The following is a 17,634-nucleotide window of genomic DNA, read 5'->3' on the forward strand; positions in this document are numbered from 1 at the left end:
CGACGGCGTGCCAAACCCGAAAGCGACAGCCCTGAGCGGTATCCGGGGCCCGAACACCGCGCTGAGCTACGACCGGATCTCGGCGGTGCTCGCGGGGATGAGTGACGTGGAGATCGAGGCGCTGGCGGCCACGGCGGCCGGGCGGAAACGCGGGGTCGGCGGGCACACCGGCACGGTCACGGTCGGCGGGACGCCGGTCTTCGTCAAGAGTGTGCCGGTGACCGGGCTGGAGCTCGACCACCCCGGGTCGACGGCCAACCTCTTCGGGCTGCCGATGAACTACCACTACGGCATCGGGTCGGCCGGGTTCGGGGCGTGGCGCGAGCTGGCCGTGCACACCATGACCACCGGCTGGGTGCTGGACGGCACGTATCCCGGATTCCCGGTCATGTACCACTCACGTGTCCTTCCGCACGAGCCGCCGCCGGTGGACGTGGAGCACTGGGCCGCGCACTGGCACCACGACCCGGCGATCCGGCTCCGGCTGGAGGCGCTGGCCGGGGCGCCCGCCGTCGTGACGCTGTTTCTCGAGCTTCTCCCGTACACCATGGATCTTTGGCTAAGTGATCATCCCGCCCCGGAGTGGGCCGACGCGGAACTGCGGACGGGCGCCGGGTTCCTGCGGTCGCGCGGTCTGCTGCACCTCGACGCGCACTTCGACAACCTGCTGACCGACGGGCACCGGGTCTACTTCGCCGACTTCGGGCTGGCGCTGCACGAGGGCTTCGACCTCGAGGCCGACGAGCGCGCCTTCCTCGATCGGCACCGCGACTACGACGTCGACTACGTCCGCGGGCATCTCAACCACTGGCTGACCCGGCACGGCCTCCCCGGCGTCGCCGGCAACGAGGAGCCCGCGCGGCGGACGCTGGCCTTCTGGCGCCGGCTGGAGTCCGATCGCCGGGCGCCGTACCAGGCATGACCGCCTGCTGGTGTGTGGTGCTGTTCTTCGCGTCGGCCGGTGCTTCCTCGGCGTATCTGACGGTCAGTGAGATCTTCCGAACCCCGCTAACCGCCTCGTCCTAACCCCAGTGGTAGCCCCGGGCGCCGCCCAGGGCCCATCCACCGCCCCGAGCTACCGCTCGCCGGCCCGACCCCAGTGGTCGCCCCAGCCCCATCCACCGCCCTGGGCTACCACTTTGTCTGTGGGGTGGTAGCGCCGAGGGCGTCCGGGCCGGGCGGATGGTCGGATAGCCTGTTACGTCATGCCGGGAACTCGCCAGCCATGGCCAATGCCCGCGTCGCTGGAGCAGACTCCCAGCGTCAAGGGCTGGCTCCCGCACGGCTTCCGGCTCGACGGGCACTCGCACGCGCACGGTCAGCTCGTCTACGCGGCCGCCGGGGCCCTGGCCACGACCACCGCCCACGGCACCTGGGTCGCGCCGGCCAACCGGGTGACCTGGACGCCGCCGGGTTTCGAGCACTCGCACCGCTTCTACGGGCGCACCGACGTGCGCCTGGTCGCGATCCCGGTCGAGCTGTGCGCCGCCCTGGTCCCGCGTCCGAGCGTGTTCACGGTCGGCCCGCTGCTGCGCGAGGCGCTGCTGGCCCTGCTCGACCAGGAAAGGAGCCCCGCGGCGTACGAACGCCTCCTCGCCGTCGTCGTCGACGAGCTCGCCGAGACCCCCGAGCAGTCGCTGCACCTGCCCGAACCCCGCGACGACCGGCTACGGGCGGTCACCGAGCTCATGCACGCCGACCCGGGCGGCTCGGCGACGCTGGCCGAGCTCGGCCGGACCGCCGGGGCGAGCGAGCGTACGCTCAGCCGCCTGTTCCGGTCCGAGCTCGGGATGAGCTTCCACCGCTGGCGCACCATCCTCCGGATCCACCACGCGCTGATCCACCTCACCGGCGGCCGGTCGGTCACCGACACCGCGATGGCCTGCGGATGGTCCAACCCGTCCAGCTTCATCGACGCGTTCACCGAGGTCGTCGGCCAGACGCCCGGCCGATACCAGGCCACCCTGGGCTGAAGCAGTTCCGCCACACCGGCCTCGTCAGCCGGCGTGAACTGATCCGGCCCGTACTACAGGGCGTGCCCGATCGTCGCGTCGATGTGGTCGGGCACGTCTTCGTGCCGGTCGCCGACGGTGAGGGTGCCGGTCGGCTCCACCATCAGGATCGACGCGCCGCCTTCGGACGACGGCTTGTGCTCGACGCCGCGGGGCACCGTGAAGACGTCGCCTCGCCGCAATTCCACCGTGCGGTCGCGCAGGGCGATCGTCAACTCGCCGTCGAGCACCAGGAAGAACTCGTCGGCGTCGTCGTGCGTGTGCCAGATGTGCTCGCCGCGCACCTTGGCGACGCGGATGTCGTGGTCGTTGACGCGGGTCACGATGCGCGGGCTCCACCGGTCGGAGAAGGAGGCCAGGGCTGTGGTCAGGGAAATCGGTTCGGTCACGCTCTCATCGTGAGGCCTTTCGCGGGTACGCCGTGAGTGCTAGGAATCGCGAATGACGCAAGAATCCTCGCACCGCGTGGTGGCCCTGGTCGACGCCGGCTCCAACCCGTTCGAGCTCGGCTGCGTCACCGAGGTCTTCGGGCTGCACCGCCCCGAACTCGACCGCGACCTGTACGACCTCCGCCTCTGCGCGGCCACCCGCACCACCCGGATGCGCGACGGCTTCTTCAGCCTGACCCGGGTCGCCCCGCTCGACGCGGTCGACGAGGCGGACACGGTCATCGTCCCCAACCGCCCCGACATCGAGGTCCCGCGGCGCCCCGCCGTCCTCGACGCGATCCGCCGCGCCCACGCCCGCGGCGCCCGGCTGATCGGCCTCTGCAGCGGGGCGTTCACGCTGGCCGAGGCCGGGGTGCTCGACGGGCGGCGGGCCACCGCGCACTGGCAGTGGGCCGATCGGTTCAAGGAACGCTTTCCGCGCGTACACCTGGAGACCGATGTTCTGTTCGTCGACGACGGTGACATCCTGACCGCGGCGGGCAGTGCTGCCGCCCTCGACCTGGGCCTGCACGTGGTGCGGCGCGACCACGGCGCCGAGATCGCCAACGCGGTCAGCCGCCGCCTGGTCTTCGCCCACCGCGACGGCGGCCAGCGCCAGTTCATCGAGCGCCCGATCCCCCGCATCCCCGACGACTCGCTGGCCCCCTTGCTGGCCTGGGCCCAGGAGCACCTCGACCGCCCGCTGACGATCGCCGACCTGGCCGCCCGCGTGGCGGTGAGCCCGGCGACGCTGCACCGGCGCTTCCGGGCCGAGCTGGGCACGACCCCGCTGGCCTGGCTGACCGGCGAGCGGGTGGCCCTGGCCTGCCGCATCCTCGAACGGGGCGAGCCCCGGCTGGATGTGGTCGCCCGCCGCAGCGGCCTCGGCACGGCGACCAACCTGCGCACCCTGCTACGCCGCGAGACCGGCCTGACCCCCACCGAGTACCGCCGCCAGTTCGGAGCGACCCCCCGCTGATCCCGGCGTCTCCCGCACCGGCCCTCGCCGGCAATGCGATCGCCCGGTCCCAGTTCGCCCGGCGCGCCACGCAACGCATCGACGATCCGGTGCGGCCGGGTGGGATCGGACCGATCCCATGACGCGACGGCCGCCCCGTCGTTTCCCGCCGCGCGCGATCTCAGTGGCGGATGGTGAATCGAGCGGCGCACCCGGCCGAGCCCACTTCAACGGCCGGCCGCGGCGGCTCGGACCGCCGGACCGTCCGGATGGCCCGGAAGCCACTGTTCCGGGACGCCCACTGTCAGCTCCACGCCGCCGTCCGGCCGGGTGGTCGCGCCGTCCGGCACGCCGCCCCGCCGCCGGATCGCGCCAGCGGAGAAATATTGCCACCAGGCTGGTCCGATCGCGCCGTCGCCCGTGCCGGGGAACAGCACCCGCCGGGTGTGCGGCTCGGCGAGGACGCCGGCCCGGTCGAGCGCCCCGGTGTGTCGCCGCAGCACCTCGCGCATGGCCCGCATCTGAGCCGCCACCTCGACCGGGGCCGCGTCGCGACCGGCCGCCACGAGCGCGGCGGCGTCCGCACCGATCGCCGAGACCGGCCCGGCCAGGGTGGCCGCCCGGAGCGAGACCCCGGGGTCACCGGACACCAGCGTGCGGTCGGCCGGAATGCGGTCCACCGCAGGCCGGACCTCCCCGGCCGGTACGTGTGCCTCCACCCCGTACACGAGCAGAGTCAGGTCCCCGTCGCCCAGCCAGTCCAGGACCGGGTCGACGGGTACGGCGCTTCCACCACGCAGGTAGGCTCGCGCCGCCGGCCCGTAACCCTCCAACTCGCCCAACCGGCCCGGCCGCCCCAAACCGACCTCGGCGTCGTCGACCCCGCCGTCCCGCAGCCACCCGCCGAGCAGCGACGGGACGGTCAGGACGGGCTCGGCCGGCAGCGAACCGAAGTCGACCACCAGCAGGTACGCCCCCGGCAGGGCGATCACCGGCGACAGGTAGGCGACACGTTCGCCGCCGGCGGTGAGGCGGCCCAGCTCGTCCCGGACGCCGGCCATCGCCGCGGCGACGTCGGGGTCGCCGGACCGCACCATGAGCGAAACGCCCTGATCGGTGCGCAGCGCGACGCCCACCTCGGGCAGGATCGTGACCGCCAACCGTCCTCCTCTGCCGGCAGGTGGAACCGCCGGCACCCAGACATCCGGGGCACCGGCGGAACAACCCTCGTGGTCAGACCGCCGGCACCGGCACCAGCGGAATGATCGGTATCGCGGGAACGCAGATGATGCACGTCTGGTGGGCCTCGTCGTGCGTGTCCCGCCTACGCTCGGCCTTGGCCTTCACACCGGCCGGGGCCTGGTCCTCCTTGGCGAAGTAGACGTGCCCGGCGGCCTCCTCCGCGCCCCAGACAATCACCTCGTCGCCGCCGATGAAGTAATCGTCCCAGCTGTCCAGCACCAGGAACGAGTTGGCCCAGCCCATCAGCTCGCTGCCGCGCACCATGTTGATGTGGTGGTTCCAGGCCTGGAAGATGTAGCCGCCCAGCTGGGCCTCCACCTTGGCCCGGTCCTTGTAGTCCTTGACCTCAAACGCGTTCCGCTCGTCGGTCACGATGTCGACCTTGAACGGGTCGGGGTCGTAGCCCCACTGGATCCGCGGCGGGAAATTGTCGTTTAGCCGGGGCGCCTTGACCTCCCAGTCGACGGCGTCGCTGACCGAGGTGCCCCAGCCCAGGTTGTTGTCGAGGAAGCGCTGAAAACCGCCCTCACGCCGCTTGTTCAACTCGTTGAGCGTGAACGCCTGGGCCGCCTTCTCCCGCTCCGCCCGCGGTTCCTTGTTCCACAGGTCGTTCAGGCAGTGGAAGCGCGCGTCCAGGCAGTCCTGCGGGATGTTGCCCCGAACACTGACCAGGCTGCCCTGGAAGCACTTGTTGTGCGCCTCGATCGAGTCGATCACCGGCGGACAATTGTCGCTGACCAGCCGGGCCATCCCTCCGATCAGACCGGCGATGACCCCGCTGATCAGGCCCCCGATCGAAACCTTGCCGCTCGGGTCGGTGAAGTTCAGCGGGCTGTTCTCGGCGTACGCGTAGGGGCTGGCTGTGTCGCTCTGCCCGATCATCGTGGTGAGCGGGTCGCGGGCGGTGAACCGGGCGTCGTCGGTATCGTAGAGCCGGGCCCGCAGGTAGGTGAGCTCGCCGTCGAGCGCCAGCTCCCCGCGATAGCCGAACCCGGGATCGCCGGCCGAGCTTCCCTCCGCGTCACCGAAGACGTCATAGTGGTCAGCTTGCGTCCACGCCGCCGTGTCGGAGGTGCGGATCGCCGAGCCGAGGGCGTCGGCCGAGAACGTGGCCGAGTCCTTCCTGGTGTCGGCGAATACCCGGCCCACCCCGTAGACGAAGTCGGCCTCGTCCCGCCCGCCCTGGGTGAGGATCTGCGGGGTCTGGCCCTCCCCGCCGGTCCAGCGGTAGGTGACGGCGTGCGCGCCGGTCGATTTCCTGGCGTCGTCGGTCCACCTGACCAGCAGACCGTTGCCGTCGTAGGTTGCGGTGCTCGTACGGGATGCCCTGCCGGCGCCACGGGTGATCGCGACGGCCCGCCCCAATCCGTCGTAGGTCAGCGTCAGCACGTCGTGCTTGGACGACTTCTCGACCAGCCGGCCGGCCGGGTCGTACCTGTAGGTCACGTGTTGGTCGCCGTGGCCGGTCAGGTCCTTGCCGCCGGGGCCGGCCGCGATCAGCTCATCGGCCGCGTCGTAGGTGTAGTCGGTGACGCGCCCGTTCTCGGTGACGCTGGTCCGGTTGCCCACCGCGTCGTAGGTCGCGGTCAGGATGTCGTGCTTACTCTGCCTGCCCTTGACCCGGACCAGCTGGCCGCGGACGTCGTACTCGTAGGTGATCCGGTGACCCGGAGCCGGGTCGGTGTATCCGACGATCCGGCCGTCCGCGTCACGGTCGATCGTGGTGTCGAACGACCGCCAGTGGCTCACATTCTCCTGGTAAGCGGCGAGCAGCCCGCCGGCGTAGCGGTAGGTGCGCGACTGCTTGCCCGGCAGGTCCTCGGTCAGGGTACGGCCGTCGGGGTCGAGCTTGTACTTGACGTCTCCCGCCTTCGGATCGGCGATCCCGGTGAGCCAGCCGTTAGCGTCGTAGGTGTAGCGCACCTTGAGCCCGTCGGGATAGGTGAGCGACGTACGCCGCCCGGCCCGGTCGAACGCCGAGGTGACGACGGCCTTGTCGGGCCCGGTGGTGGTGAGCAGGCGGCCGACCTTGTCGTAGGTGTACGCGGTGGTGCCGGTGCTGTCGGTCATCGCGGTACGACGGCCGAGGGCATCGTACGCGTAGGTTACCGACGTGCCATCGGCGGCGGTCCGCTCGGTGAGCAGCGCGTTGCTGTTGTACTTCATGGCGACCACCCGCCCGGCAGGGTCGGTGATCCTGATGAGGTTACCGGCCGCGTCGTACTGCTGCCGGGTCGTGCGCCCCAAGGGGTCGGTCACCTCGGTCTGGTGCCCGGCATTGTCGTATCCGTACCTGGTGACCGCGTTCTTGGCGTCGGTCATCGTGGTCAGCCGGCCACCCGCGTCGTATCCGTACGCGGTGACTCCCCCGGCGGCATCGACAGTGGACAGTACCTGGCCGGCCTTGTCGTAGGTCCAGCCGCGGTGGGCGCCGGACGGATTGGTCCGCCCGGTCCTGCGGTGGGCCGCGTCGTAGGCGTACGCGGTCGCCCCGCCCCGCGGATCGGTGGTCCTGATCAGGTTGCCCGCGGCGTCGTAGGCGTACGACGTGAGCAGTCCGGCCGGCGTACGTTCCGAGGTCTTCCGGCCGTCCTGGTCGTAGGTGTAGTGGTAAACCCCGCCGTTGGGCAACGTCTTCTTGATCAGGTTGCCGACCGCGTCGTAGCCGAAGCGCGTGGTCGCGCCGAGCGGGCCGATCTCGGCCGTACGCCGCCCGAGCACGTCGTACTCGTACTTGGTCACGGCACCGAGCGCGTCGGTCAGCGCGACGATCCGGCCCGCCGCGTCGTAGGCGGTGACCGTACGGTTGCCGAGCGCGTCCACCGTCGCCACCAGCTGGTCCAGCCCGTTGTACTCGTAGCTGGTGACGGCACCGGTCGCGTCGGTCAGCCGTGTCACGTTGCCGCGCTCGTCGTAGCCGGTCACCTTGGTGCCGGCCGGGTCGCTGACCTCGGTGGGGTGGCCGGCCGCGTCATAGGAGTACCGGGTCACCGCGCCGGCCGGGTCGGTGACCGTGCTGATCCGGCCCAGCGGATCGTATGTGTAGGTGGTATCGGCCCCGACCAGGTCGGTCGACTTCGTGAGCCGGCCGTCGCCGTCGTAGGCGTGAACCGTACGGCGATCGAGGGGGTCGACAGTGGCGGTGAGGTTGCCCGACCGGTCGTACTGGTTGGTGGTCACCGCGCCCAGCGGATCGGTCGTGCGCAGCAGGCGGCCGGCGGCCGAGTAGGCGTACGCCGTGACCGCTCCCGACGGATCGGTGGACGAGGTCAACCGGCCCGCACCGTCGTAGCCGTACTTCTGCACGACGCCGGACGGGCTGGTCACCTGGGTCCGCCGTCCCGCCTGATCGTAGGCGTACCGGACGACCCGGCCGGCCTGGTCGGTGGCGGCGATCATGCGGCGCTCACCGTCGTAGGCATACGTGCTCTCACCGCCGGCCGCGTCCACGCTGGCCGTCACCAGGCCGTCGCGCACCGTCGAGCGAGTCACCTCGCCGGACGGGCCGGTCACCGCGCTCGGCACCGTGCTGTCACCGTCGTACGCGTAGCGGGTCACTCCCCCGGCCGCGTCGGTCGCGCTGGTCAACCGGTCGCTGCCGTCATAGGTGTACCCGGCGACGCTGTCGCCCTGGGCGCGCCGCAGCACGTTGCCGCGGGCGTCGTACGCCAGCGTGGTTCGTGCCGTACCGGGGGCGTTCACCTCGACCAGCCGGCCGGCCTGGTCGTACGCCGACGTGACCGTCTCGCCGTTCGGGTCGGCCGCCGCGACCAGCCGCCCGGCCGAATCATGGCGATAGACCACCGCACCCGCCGACCCCTCGACCGTGGCGGACGTGGTGCCGGCGGTCAGGTCGTAGGCGACCGTGAGGGCGCCACCTGAGCCGTAAGCCTGCGCGGTCACTCGGCCGTCGCGGTCATAGGTGTTGGTCAGCGAGGCGATACCGTCCGGGTCGACGACCGACCCGAGCAACCCGTCCCCCGTCGTCTCATAGGCCACGGTCGCCTCGCCGGGCACCTTGACCGAGGCCAGCGCGCCGCCGGCGTAGGTGTAGGTCACCGTACGGCCGTCGCTGGACGCGGCGGTCGTGAGCAGCCCATCCTCGTCGTAGGAGAACGTCAGTTTCCCGCCCGTCGAGTGCGTCGCGGTGGCCAACCGGCCGTCGGCGTACGCGAGGGAGAGTCGCTCACCCTCCGCGGCAACCGTGTCGAGTCGGCCGTCGGCGGCGAAGATCAGCACCCGGCCGCCCGGGTAGCGCAGCGTCCACCCTTCATCGGGCCCGCCGATCAGGTCGGCGTCGAGGTCGGCCGGCCGACGATAGGCACCGGACTCGTCGCGGACGAACGTGAGAGTGCGATCGTCACTGTCGGCGAACGCCACCGCGCCGTCGGCGCCCCGGGTCAGATGCTGGCTGAATGCGCCGGTCCAGCCCTTGCCGAACGGCCCGGTCGCCGGGTTGAGCGAGTTGTACCAGCGGCCCCAGGTCAGCAAGCCGGACGAGGTCGTGAGGTCGGTCTCCGCGGTGGTGAAGTTGCCGGTCGCGGTGTTGACGCCAACCCCGGTGAACCCGAATCCGGGGTGCTGGCCCAGCAGCTCCACGGCCGGCCGGGTGACCAGCACGGGCTCAGCGGCGACCGCGGGCACCGCCGCGGCCACCACAGCCACGACCGACAACGTGACCACGGCCCACCGGGCCGTCCCGCTGATTGAATGTTTGGCTGACGTCGATCTCATGGCTCCCCCGCCTGCTCGACCGTCCGTGAAATCGGCCCTTCCGGCCCGACTGTCCACGGAGGCTAGAGACGCGAGACCTAGATCGCCATCAATCTTGAGCTATACGGACAGTTCCAGAGTTCCCACATGACGAAAGCCGGCGGACAGAGGCCCGAACAGGCTCGCGGTCACCGCACCGGAAGCTCGACCCGCCGGCCCATGCCGAACTGAGGAGCCTGGGTGTCCGTCACCATGGCGAAAGCGCCCGCGGGCACGCCGTCGCGGGTCGCCACCCTGGACGCCGCCGCCAGCAGCGTCTTCAAGCTCGCGCCCGCGATGAAGAAGATGTAGGCGTCGCCGTACTCCTCGCCGTCGTCGTGCTCCTCGATACCGAGTTCCTCCTCCAGGTCGATCATGTAGTCACCGACGTCGTCGATCCACTCGTCGTCAGCGGTCATCGGGAAGTGGATCTCCACCAGCACGGCCATGACAGACATGATCCAGTACCGTCAGCCGCAGCGCCGAAGGGACATCCGCGCCGGGAGGCTCGGGCCGCCGGCCGGAAAGGGCGTATGCAGGATCGCAAGGCGTGCGCAAGGTCGCTGCAAGGCGCGTCGCCACGCTGGAGGCATGCCCGAGTCGCCAGTGAAGCAGAGATGTGTCCGTACCCTCCTGTTGCTCCTGACGCTTGTGCCGCTCGCCGCCGGGTGCGACGAAGGATCGCCCGACACGGCGGCACCGGCCTCCGTACCGGCGCCCGAGGGCGTCGACGCGGAGCCGCCCGCGCCAGAGGGCAACGGCCCGGAAGCACCCGCCCCGGCCCTGGAAGGCCTGCCCGCCGTGCCGATCGCCTCGTTGCCGGTCGGCGGAGTCGGCCCGGACGAAGACGGATGCACCGGCGCCACCTGGCTGAGCCCCTCCCTGCGGACCGGCGTGTCCGTCAAGATCACCGACGTACGGATCGATCCGAAGGACCAGTTCGAACTGTCCGGGTCCGGCTGCGACGGACCGATCTGCCGGCCGTCATTCACCTTCACGGTCGATCGCCAGAGCTGCAGGGTCGCCGCCACCGCGGTGGGACCGGCTGGGGCGCACGCGTCGGTGATCCTGGACGGCGACGCACGCTGCTCGGCCGAGCGGAAGGCGTGGTGCGAGGAAGCGAAGAATTCCCACGGGGCGGCCCAGCTGAACGACACCCGTGTCGACAACGGCGGCGGGACCCCGGAAAGCCAACCAGAGGACACCGATCCGTCGGATCCGACCGGCTGACCCGATGTCCGGAACCGTGTCCCAGGACCATCTCACCGGATGGATCAGCTCGGTCGTGAGCGTCGCGGCGCCGGCCGGGGCGCTCAGCGCACTGCTGTTCTACTTCGGATATGTGTCGGCCCGTTCCAAGTACGAGTACTTCGGCGTGGACGTCGACACGATCGAGCTGAGCACCAAGGAATACATCATGCGCAGCCCTCAACCACTGCTGGTGCCGTTGCTCGGGCTGGCTCTCACCGGCGCCGGGCTGCTGGCCCTGCACGTACGCGTCCGGAATCGCATCGTCGCCGCGCGAGCCTCGGACAACGCCGCCGCGTTCAGGCGGAGGATCGACCGGGCCACGAGAGCCGCGACGATCGCCGGCGCGGTGGTTCTCGGCCTCGCCGTCGTCGTGCTGCTGTCCTACTCCGAGCTGCGCCGATGGCCACTGTACGGCCTGGTCACACCGCTGCTGTTCGTCGTCGGCGGCGGGACGGTCACGTACGCGTCCCGGGTGAGCTCGCTCCTGCGGAACGCGTACGACGAAGAGCCCGGACCCGGTCAACCGGTGCCCGCCGCCTCCTCCCACCGCGCGGTGACCATCCTGACGTACGCGGCGGTCGCCGTCAGTGTCTTCTGGAGCGCGGCCACCATCGCCCAGTGGTCCGGTCGTGGCCAGGCCCAGGACGCGGCCCGGCACCTCGACCGCCTCCCGCGCGTCATCCTGGACACCAAGGAACGGCTCTTCCTGCGCAGCCCCGGCGTCGAGGAGACCACCCTGCCGCCGTCGCCGGGCCAGTCGTTCCGCTACCGCTACCGGCGACTGCACCTGCTGATCGTCGGGCGGAACCGGATGTTCCTCGTCCCCGAAACCTGGTCGGCCAGCAATTCCACGCTGGTCGTCCCACTGAACGACTCGGTCCGGGTGCAGTTCCAGTTCCAGAACCAGAGCCCGCCGGCGTCCTGATCCGCACCAGGCGTGGTGCGGGAACCCGGCGCCGGCATGGCTCCGACCCCTGCCGGCACGGTCAGCACGGCGTCGGCGCGGGAGACGGCCAGGCTCGCACGGTCAGCACGGCGTCGGCGCGGGAAACGGCCAGGCTCGCACGGTCAGCACGGCGTCGGCGCGGGAAACGGCCAGGCTCGCACGGTCAGCACGGCGTCGGCAAAGGCCTCGGGCGCCTCCTGCGGAAGGTTGTGGCCGGAGTCGACCACGCGGTGCTCGTGGCGGGCGCTGAACATGGGGGCGTGGCCGGCCGTGCCGCCCGGCTTCAGGGTGTCGGTGGTGCCGTCCAGGGTGACCGCGGGCACGGTGATGCTCGGCCGGGCGGCCAGGCGATTTTCCAGGTCTTCGTAGGCCGGGTCGCCGATGGCCTGACCGAGCGCGTGACGGTAGGCGTGCACGACGACGTCGGCGAAGTCGGGGTTGTCGAACGATGTGGCTGTCCGGTCGAAAGTCTCGTCGTCGAACGCCCATCGCGGCGACCACTGCCGCCACAGCATCCGGCACAGTTCCCGGCGGTGTGCGGTCAGCGTCTCGCGGCCGCGTTCGGTCTGGAACAGGTGCTGGTACCACACGGCGTGCTCGACCGCCGGGTCGAACGCGTGGCGCTGCCGGTCGATGTCGATGATGTCGTAACCGGCCAGCGCCACCAGTCCGGCCACCCGCCTCGGCCACAACGCGGCCGCGACGCAGGAGGCCAGGCCACCCCAGTCGTATCCGGCCACGATCGGCCGGTCCAGGCCCAACGCGTCGGCCAGCGCGATCAGATCGGAGCCGAGGGCGGCCTGCTGCCCGCTGCGCATGGTGGTGGCGGAACGGAACCGGGTGGGCCCGAAGCCTCGCAGGTATGGGCGGATCACCCGGGCACCCCGCGCCGTCAGCACGGGAACGACCTGATCGTAGGCATGAACGTCGTAGGGGAAGCCGTGCGACAGGATGACCGGCCAGCCCTCCGGCGGGCCGTCCTCGAGGTAGGCGACGGACAACCGGCCGGCATCGACATGCTCCACGGACCCACGATACGAACTCTGATCAGGCTCCGGCCAGCAGCCGGACGCGGCGTGATCAGGCTGATGACAGCCTCGCGGCCGGTGGACGGAAGGCGGAACGCGGCCAGCGGGGCGATCGGAGGGGTCACCGGTGGCATCGGGCCGCTGACAGGTAGATCTCAGGATTCGGGTGTACGCCTGGCGACATGCGTGTTCTGGCCCGCCTCGGAGGCCTGCTCCTGCTCGTGACCGCGCTCGCCGTCGCCGCGGCCGTGCCGGTCGGGCTGGTGGCCCGGGCGGTGGCCCGAGCGCGGCGGCCGGCGTTGCCTCAGCAGGTCCTCGACCCGGTCACCGATCAGGTCACCCGGGTGTACGCCGGCGACGGGCGGACGCTGATCGCCACCTTCTACGACGAGGATCGGCACGACGTCGCCCTCGGGACGATCGCGCCGGTGATGCGGCAGGCGATCGTGGCGGCCGAGGACGTCCGGTTCTTCGAGCACGGCGGGGTCGATGTGCGGGGCGTGCTGCGGGCGCTGGTCGCCGACGCGGGCAGCGGTAGGGCCGGGCAGGGCGCCTCGACGCTGACCATGCAGCTGGTCCGGAACGCGCTCGAGAACGATCCGGGCCTGACGCCGGCCGAGCGGGCGTCCGCCACCGCCGACACCGCGGCCCGCAAGGTGCGCGAGGCGGAGTACGCGGTCGAACTCGAACAGCGCCTCGGCAAGCAGCAGATCCTCGAGAACTACCTGAACATCGCCTACTTCGGCGACGGCGCCTACGGGGTCGAGGCGGCGGCGCGGCGGTTCTTCGGGGTGACGCCGGGCCGGCTCGATCTGGCCCAGGCGGCGCTGATCGCGGGGGTCGTCCAGTCGCCCGACGCCGACAATCCGGTCACCGGGGACCGTGCTTCCGCGCGTACCCGGCAGATGTATGTCTTGAACGCGATGGTGCGCGCCAAGTTGATCACCCAGGGGCAGGCGACCGCCGCGGCGGCGGAGAAGCTTTCCTTCACGGGTACGACCACAGCCAGCGGCTGCAGCGATTTCTTCTGCGACTACGTGCAGCGGTGGTGGAACGCCCAGCCGCGGCTCGGCAACCTGCGCACCGGCGGGTACTCGATCGTCACCACGCTTGATCCGGCGGTGCAGAAGGTGGCCGACGCGCAGGCCCGCACGGTCTATTCGGAGCGGAACCGTCGGGCGCTGCCGATCGCGGTCGTGCAGCCGGGCACCGGGCACGTGCTGGCGCTGGCGGTCAACCGGCGGTACGGCGTGGGCCGGGGCGAGACCGTGGCCCCGCTGATCAGCGGCGGTGGCGGCGTGCACGGCTATCCGTCCGGCTCGACGTTCAAGCTGTTCACGATGCTGGCCGCGCTCCGGGCCGGCATGCCGCTGAACACCGGCTACGACGCGCCCGCGAAGCTGGTCACGCCCTGGGCCGACGACGGGCCGGGCAACTGCGGCGGCCGATACTGCCCGGGCAACGACAACCCGGACTGGATGGACGGGCACCGGACCATGTGGGACGCGTTCGGGCGGTCCGTCAACACGTACTTCGTGCACCTGGAGGAGCAGGTCGGGCCGGCCGCCGCAGTCGCCGAGGCGAGGAATTTGGGGATCAGCCTGGCCGCCCCGGCCGACGCGCGGCTGGCGGCCGCCCCGGACGACTGGGGCGCGTTCACGCTCGGTGTCGCCGACACCACGCCGCTCGAACTGGCCTCGGCCTACGCGGCGATCGCGGCCGACGGGAAATACTGCGCGCCGACGCCGGTCCGCTCGATCAGGGACGCCGACGGCAACACGGTGCCGCTGCCGGACAACTGCCGGCAAGCCCTGCCGCCGGAGATCGCCCGGGCCGCCGCCGACGCGGCCCGCTGCCCGGTCGGCCAGCAGAGCGCCGGGCACCAGTGCGACGGCGGCACGGCCGAGCAGGTCGATCAGATCTTCGGCGGGCGGCCGGTGGCCGGTAAGACCGGCAGCACCGAGGACAACACCACCGAGACGTTCGCCGGGTTCACGCCCGTGGTCGCGGCGGCGGGCATCGCCAACGACCCGAAGGACCCGTCCGACCACGTCGGCAGCGGGGTCGAGTCACGGGTGGTCACCGCCGTCGCGCGCACCCTGCGTGAGGCTGCGCGCGACAGCGGCTACCCAGCGTTCACTCCACCGCCGCAAAAACTGGCGTACGGCTAGAGGATGCCGCGGTTCTGGAAGGCGGCCTTCACCTTGGCCGCCGCGCCCGCCCCGTACAGCGAACGGGCGCTGATCACGGTCAGGTTGGCCGCGGTCGGCATGTCGGTGTCGGGCGGGAAGAAGAAGTGCGCCTCCAGGATCACCCGGTTGGCGTTGCGCCGGCCCAGTGCGGAGTTGATGTCCCACAGCGCCCGCGACCAGATCTCACCGTCGTCGTGCACCTCGCCGTCGAGGTCGGCCGGGTAGACCTTGGTGCCGTCGGTGCGGCGCAGGCAGTGCGGCTCGTCCGCGGTGTACGAGGTCGAGTCCCAGTCCATCACGCAGGCCCACGGCGTGACCCGGGTGTTCCGGCTGGTCGCCTGGGACATGGTCACGGCCCAGTAGTCGCCGAAGCCCTCGCCGATCGCGCCGGCCTCCTCGGACAGGCCGTAGTCGGGCACCTGGTCGGCCTGGATGGCGTGGCCGTACTCGTGCCAGATCACCTCGTTGTCCTCGGCGTCGTCGACGCCGCCGGTGCCGAACGTGATCGAGTCGTCCGAGTCGTCGTAGAAGGAGTTGTCGTCCTCGAACCCGGTGGTCCGGAAGTCCTGCGGCTCGTTGTTGACGTCGGCGAAGCCCAGCTGGTGGATGTACTTCTGGGTCTCGGTGATGCTGTAGTAGGCCATCACCTCCTCGAAGTGGTCGTTCTCGCGGTCGAACTTGTACACCCGCCGCGGCGAGGTGACCGCGTTGGCGCTGATGTTGTCGGCGTACGCGCCCTGCAGGGTGGTCTTCCCGCGGTCGAGGTTGGTCAACGTGACGTTCTTGTACGCCTTCGCGGGCACCGCCGCGGCCGCGTCGTCCTCGTCGGTCAGCGACTCGTCCTGCAGGCGTACCACCGGGTTGGGGTCGAAGACCTGCCCCTTGCCGTCCGCGTGCCGGATCGTGCGCTCCTCCTTGAGCAGCGCGCCCGAGGAGGCGTCGAGGACCGACCGGGTGGTGCCGCCCGGGCCCGCGGTCAAGGTCACCCAGGCGAGCTTGGCCGGGGATCCGGGTACGACCATCAGCTCGGCGCCGGCCGGCTGGCGCTTGAGCCGGCTCGCCACCGCCGACTTGGCCCGGTCGCCGGAGATGCCGGCCGCCTTCGTGGCCAGCCCCGCGACCTGCTTGCGGCCGTCGGTGACGGCCGGCGTGCCGCCGGCCGAGGTGTGCGTGGCGTAATAGCCGCCGAGCACCGGAATGCCTTGATAGAGCTGCTGGTACCAGGTGTGGGTGCCGAGCAGCGACTGCCGCACCTGCACCTGGCGCAGACCGTCCGGCACGGCGGCCGGAGCCGCGTGGGCCGGCGTCGCCGCGGCCACAACTAACCCGGCCGCTACCAGCGGCGCAACCATTTTGAGTTTATCCACAGCCGCCGATGCTAGACCGCGCCCGCCCGGTGCCGTAACCCCCGTGGATGGCCTGCTCGTCCCTTGTCGGCCCCTCCGTCAAGCGGAAGACTGGCGGCAACGGCGGTGCGCGCGCTCCTCGGCTGACCTACGGTTCTTGCTCGCCGTCAGTTGCCGCGGCGAGGCCGGCGGGCCTCTCCGCGGCGCCGGCGATACCATTCGGCGACAGCGTTGACGTTGAGGCCGACGCCGGCGACGTTCGGCTTCAATTCGAGGAAACCCAGCAGGCTCAGTGCCCGGTCGAAACGGCCGGCCGACGGGCGCGTGAGGTCACCGCCGTCGCGGATCTGCCCGGCCACCGTGTCCAGCAGCCGGGCCAGGTGCTGTTCGGACGCCGCCTGGGCGAGATCGATGACCGTCGCCTCCGAGCCGGTGTCCGCGCGCAACGGCACCCGGGTGGCGACCAGGGCCGGGTTCCAGCCGATCTCGCGGCCGGCCTCGCTCAGGCCGAACCAGTCGATCGCCTCGGCCAGATCCTCGACGTACCTTTCCTGCCGGCTCGGGAACGGGGCGATCAGCAGCGCTCCCGAGCCGATGCTTTCGGCGACCCGATCGAAATGCGTCGCCATCCAGGTGTTGATCCAGTCGTACTCGATCGAACTCGACGGAACGTAGTACAGGAACCAGGCGTACTCGTCACTTTCGCCGACCGTCAGGACGCGGCTCACTTTCAGACCCACGCACCCGAGAATAGTCGGAATCGGTGATCGATCGGCGGTGTCGGGTCAGCCTCGGTCACCGGAGTAACGAAGCTGACCCGACGGTTCTCTACAGGCCCCCGACCGTTTCCACGTACCGGCGCAGCAGCGGCAACGGGAACGGCTGTTCGCCGCGTTCACGGCGGGACAACCAGGTCTTGGACACCCCGAGCACGGCCGCCATCTCGGCGGCCGGGATCTGCTTCGCCTCGCGGGCCGCCACCAGTTCGTGCAGCGGGACGTCGGTGACGTGCAGGAACGGCGGCTCGGGCTGGCTGCCGGAGAGGACTCCGATGCGGAAGCCGACGGCCACCGCCTCCGCCCGGTCGTTCACGCCGAGCAGCGTGTACAACCTTTTCAGCCGGTCCTTGACCGTGTTCTCCGAGACCCAGTAGCGGGCCGCGATGTCGGGGGCGTGCGCGCCGTCGGCCAGCGCCTCCAGCGTTTCCTGCATCGGGTGGGGCAGCACCAGGCGCATCTCGAGCTTGTCGTCGAGGACGGCTCGGGCCAGGGCCAGGGCGGCGGTCCAGCCGGGCCGGGGGCCGGTGTGGTCGTTCATCTCGGTGGCGGCGGTTTCCAGGACCTGGGCCATGGCGCAGGTCAGCGGCGTGGTCGGGAGTGTGGCGAGGAGGTCGGCCGCACGGCGGACCTCCTCGCCGGTGGGCTGGGCCGGCAAAATGGGAAAACTGTTCATGCGAACGTTTTCCCGCAGCCGGACGGG

At 71.0% G+C, this 17,634-nt stretch carries 14 protein-coding genes; 6 read left to right on the forward strand and 8 right to left on the reverse strand.

Annotated features, from left to right (window positions below):
- Window positions 1–7 precede the first annotated feature (7 nt).
- Window positions 8–922, forward strand: coding sequence for a serine/threonine protein phosphatase (locus tag ACGFIO_RS18800; protein WP_392827530.1), 915 nt, complete (start codon window positions 8–10; stop codon window positions 920–922).
- 310 nt (window positions 923–1,232) lie between these two features.
- Entirely contained in the window at window positions 1,233–1,973 is a 741-nt protein-coding gene (locus ACGFIO_RS18805; protein ID WP_392827531.1) for an AraC family transcriptional regulator, read from the forward strand.
- 53 nt (window positions 1,974–2,026) lie between these two features.
- On the opposite strand, the gene ACGFIO_RS18810 is transcribed toward ACGFIO_RS18805, so the two are convergent.
- Complete coding sequence (locus tag ACGFIO_RS18810; protein WP_392827532.1) at window positions 2,027–2,401, reverse strand: cupin domain-containing protein; 375 nt, start codon at window positions 2,399–2,401, stop codon at window positions 2,027–2,029.
- 52 nt (window positions 2,402–2,453) lie between these two features.
- Between ACGFIO_RS18810 and ACGFIO_RS18815 the strand changes: the two genes are divergently transcribed.
- Window positions 2,454–3,419, forward strand: coding sequence for a GlxA family transcriptional regulator (locus ACGFIO_RS18815; protein WP_392827533.1), 966 nt, complete (start codon window positions 2,454–2,456; stop codon window positions 3,417–3,419).
- 206 nt (window positions 3,420–3,625) lie between these two features.
- On the opposite strand, the gene ACGFIO_RS18820 is transcribed toward ACGFIO_RS18815, so the two are convergent.
- The 3 genes from ACGFIO_RS18820 to ACGFIO_RS18830 all read right to left on the reverse strand — a co-directional run bounded on the left by ACGFIO_RS18820 (window position 3,626) and on the right by ACGFIO_RS18830 (window position 9,841).
- The gene (locus ACGFIO_RS18820) at window positions 3,626–4,558 is read right to left on the reverse strand and encodes a hypothetical protein (RefSeq protein ID WP_392827534.1); all 933 of its coding nucleotides are present in this window, start codon (window positions 4,556–4,558) and stop codon (window positions 3,626–3,628) included.
- Between the two features lie 73 nt (window positions 4,559–4,631).
- Window positions 4,632–9,305 carry a DUF6531 domain-containing protein gene (locus tag ACGFIO_RS18825; protein WP_392827535.1) on the reverse strand — a complete coding sequence of 1,558 codons (4,674 nt, stop codon included), beginning with the start codon at window positions 9,303–9,305 and terminating at the stop codon, window positions 4,632–4,634.
- A 236-nt stretch (window positions 9,306–9,541) separates the two neighbouring features.
- Window positions 9,542–9,841, reverse strand: coding sequence for a hypothetical protein (locus ACGFIO_RS18830; protein WP_392827536.1), 300 nt, complete (start codon window positions 9,839–9,841; stop codon window positions 9,542–9,544).
- Between ACGFIO_RS18830 and ACGFIO_RS18835 the strand changes: the two genes are divergently transcribed.
- Both ACGFIO_RS18835 and ACGFIO_RS18840 read left to right on the forward strand, forming a co-directional pair.
- Complete coding sequence (locus ACGFIO_RS18835; protein ID WP_392827537.1) at window positions 9,840–10,622, forward strand: hypothetical protein; 783 nt, start codon at window positions 9,840–9,842, stop codon at window positions 10,620–10,622. The two genes, ACGFIO_RS18830 and ACGFIO_RS18835, sit on opposite strands and share 2 nt — an antisense overlap.
- 4 nt (window positions 10,623–10,626) lie before the next feature.
- Complete coding sequence (locus ACGFIO_RS18840) at window positions 10,627–11,568, forward strand: hypothetical protein (RefSeq protein WP_392827538.1); 942 nt, start codon at window positions 10,627–10,629, stop codon at window positions 11,566–11,568.
- Between the two features lie 143 nt (window positions 11,569–11,711).
- Here ACGFIO_RS18840 and ACGFIO_RS18845 read toward each other — a convergent pair whose 3' ends face one another.
- Window positions 11,712–12,614 carry an alpha/beta fold hydrolase gene (locus ACGFIO_RS18845; RefSeq protein ID WP_392827539.1) on the reverse strand — a complete coding sequence of 301 codons (903 nt, stop codon included), beginning with the start codon at window positions 12,612–12,614 and terminating at the stop codon, window positions 11,712–11,714.
- A gap of 185 nt (window positions 12,615–12,799) precedes the next feature.
- On the opposite strand from ACGFIO_RS18845, the gene ACGFIO_RS18850 reads away from it, so the two are divergent.
- On the forward strand, window positions 12,800–14,788 hold the full coding sequence (locus tag ACGFIO_RS18850) for a transglycosylase domain-containing protein (RefSeq protein WP_392827540.1): 1,989 nt from the start codon (window positions 12,800–12,802) through the stop codon (window positions 14,786–14,788).
- On the opposite strand, the gene ACGFIO_RS18855 is transcribed toward ACGFIO_RS18850, so the two are convergent.
- The 3 genes from ACGFIO_RS18855 to ACGFIO_RS18865 form a co-directional block, all read right to left on the reverse strand.
- A complete protein-coding gene (locus tag ACGFIO_RS18855; RefSeq protein ID WP_392827541.1) occupies window positions 14,785–16,176 on the reverse strand; it encodes a M36 family metallopeptidase in 1,392 nt (463 codons plus the stop codon). The two genes, ACGFIO_RS18850 and ACGFIO_RS18855, sit on opposite strands and share 4 nt — an antisense overlap.
- A 146-nt stretch (window positions 16,177–16,322) precedes the next feature.
- Window positions 16,323–16,895 (reverse strand): hypothetical protein, encoded by a 573-nt coding sequence (locus ACGFIO_RS18860; protein WP_392827542.1) that lies wholly within the window; start codon window positions 16,893–16,895, stop codon window positions 16,323–16,325.
- Window positions 16,896–16,983: 88 nt separating this feature from the next.
- The gene (locus ACGFIO_RS18865; RefSeq protein WP_392827543.1) at window positions 16,984–17,607 is read right to left on the reverse strand and encodes a helix-turn-helix domain-containing protein; all 624 of its coding nucleotides are present in this window, start codon (window positions 17,605–17,607) and stop codon (window positions 16,984–16,986) included.
- Between the last annotated feature and the right edge of the window lie 27 nt (window positions 17,608–17,634).

Origin of the sequence: Actinoplanes sp. NPDC049265 (assembly GCF_043197135.1) — a bacterium.
Lineage (GTDB): Bacteria > Actinomycetota > Actinomycetes > Mycobacteriales > Micromonosporaceae > Actinoplanes.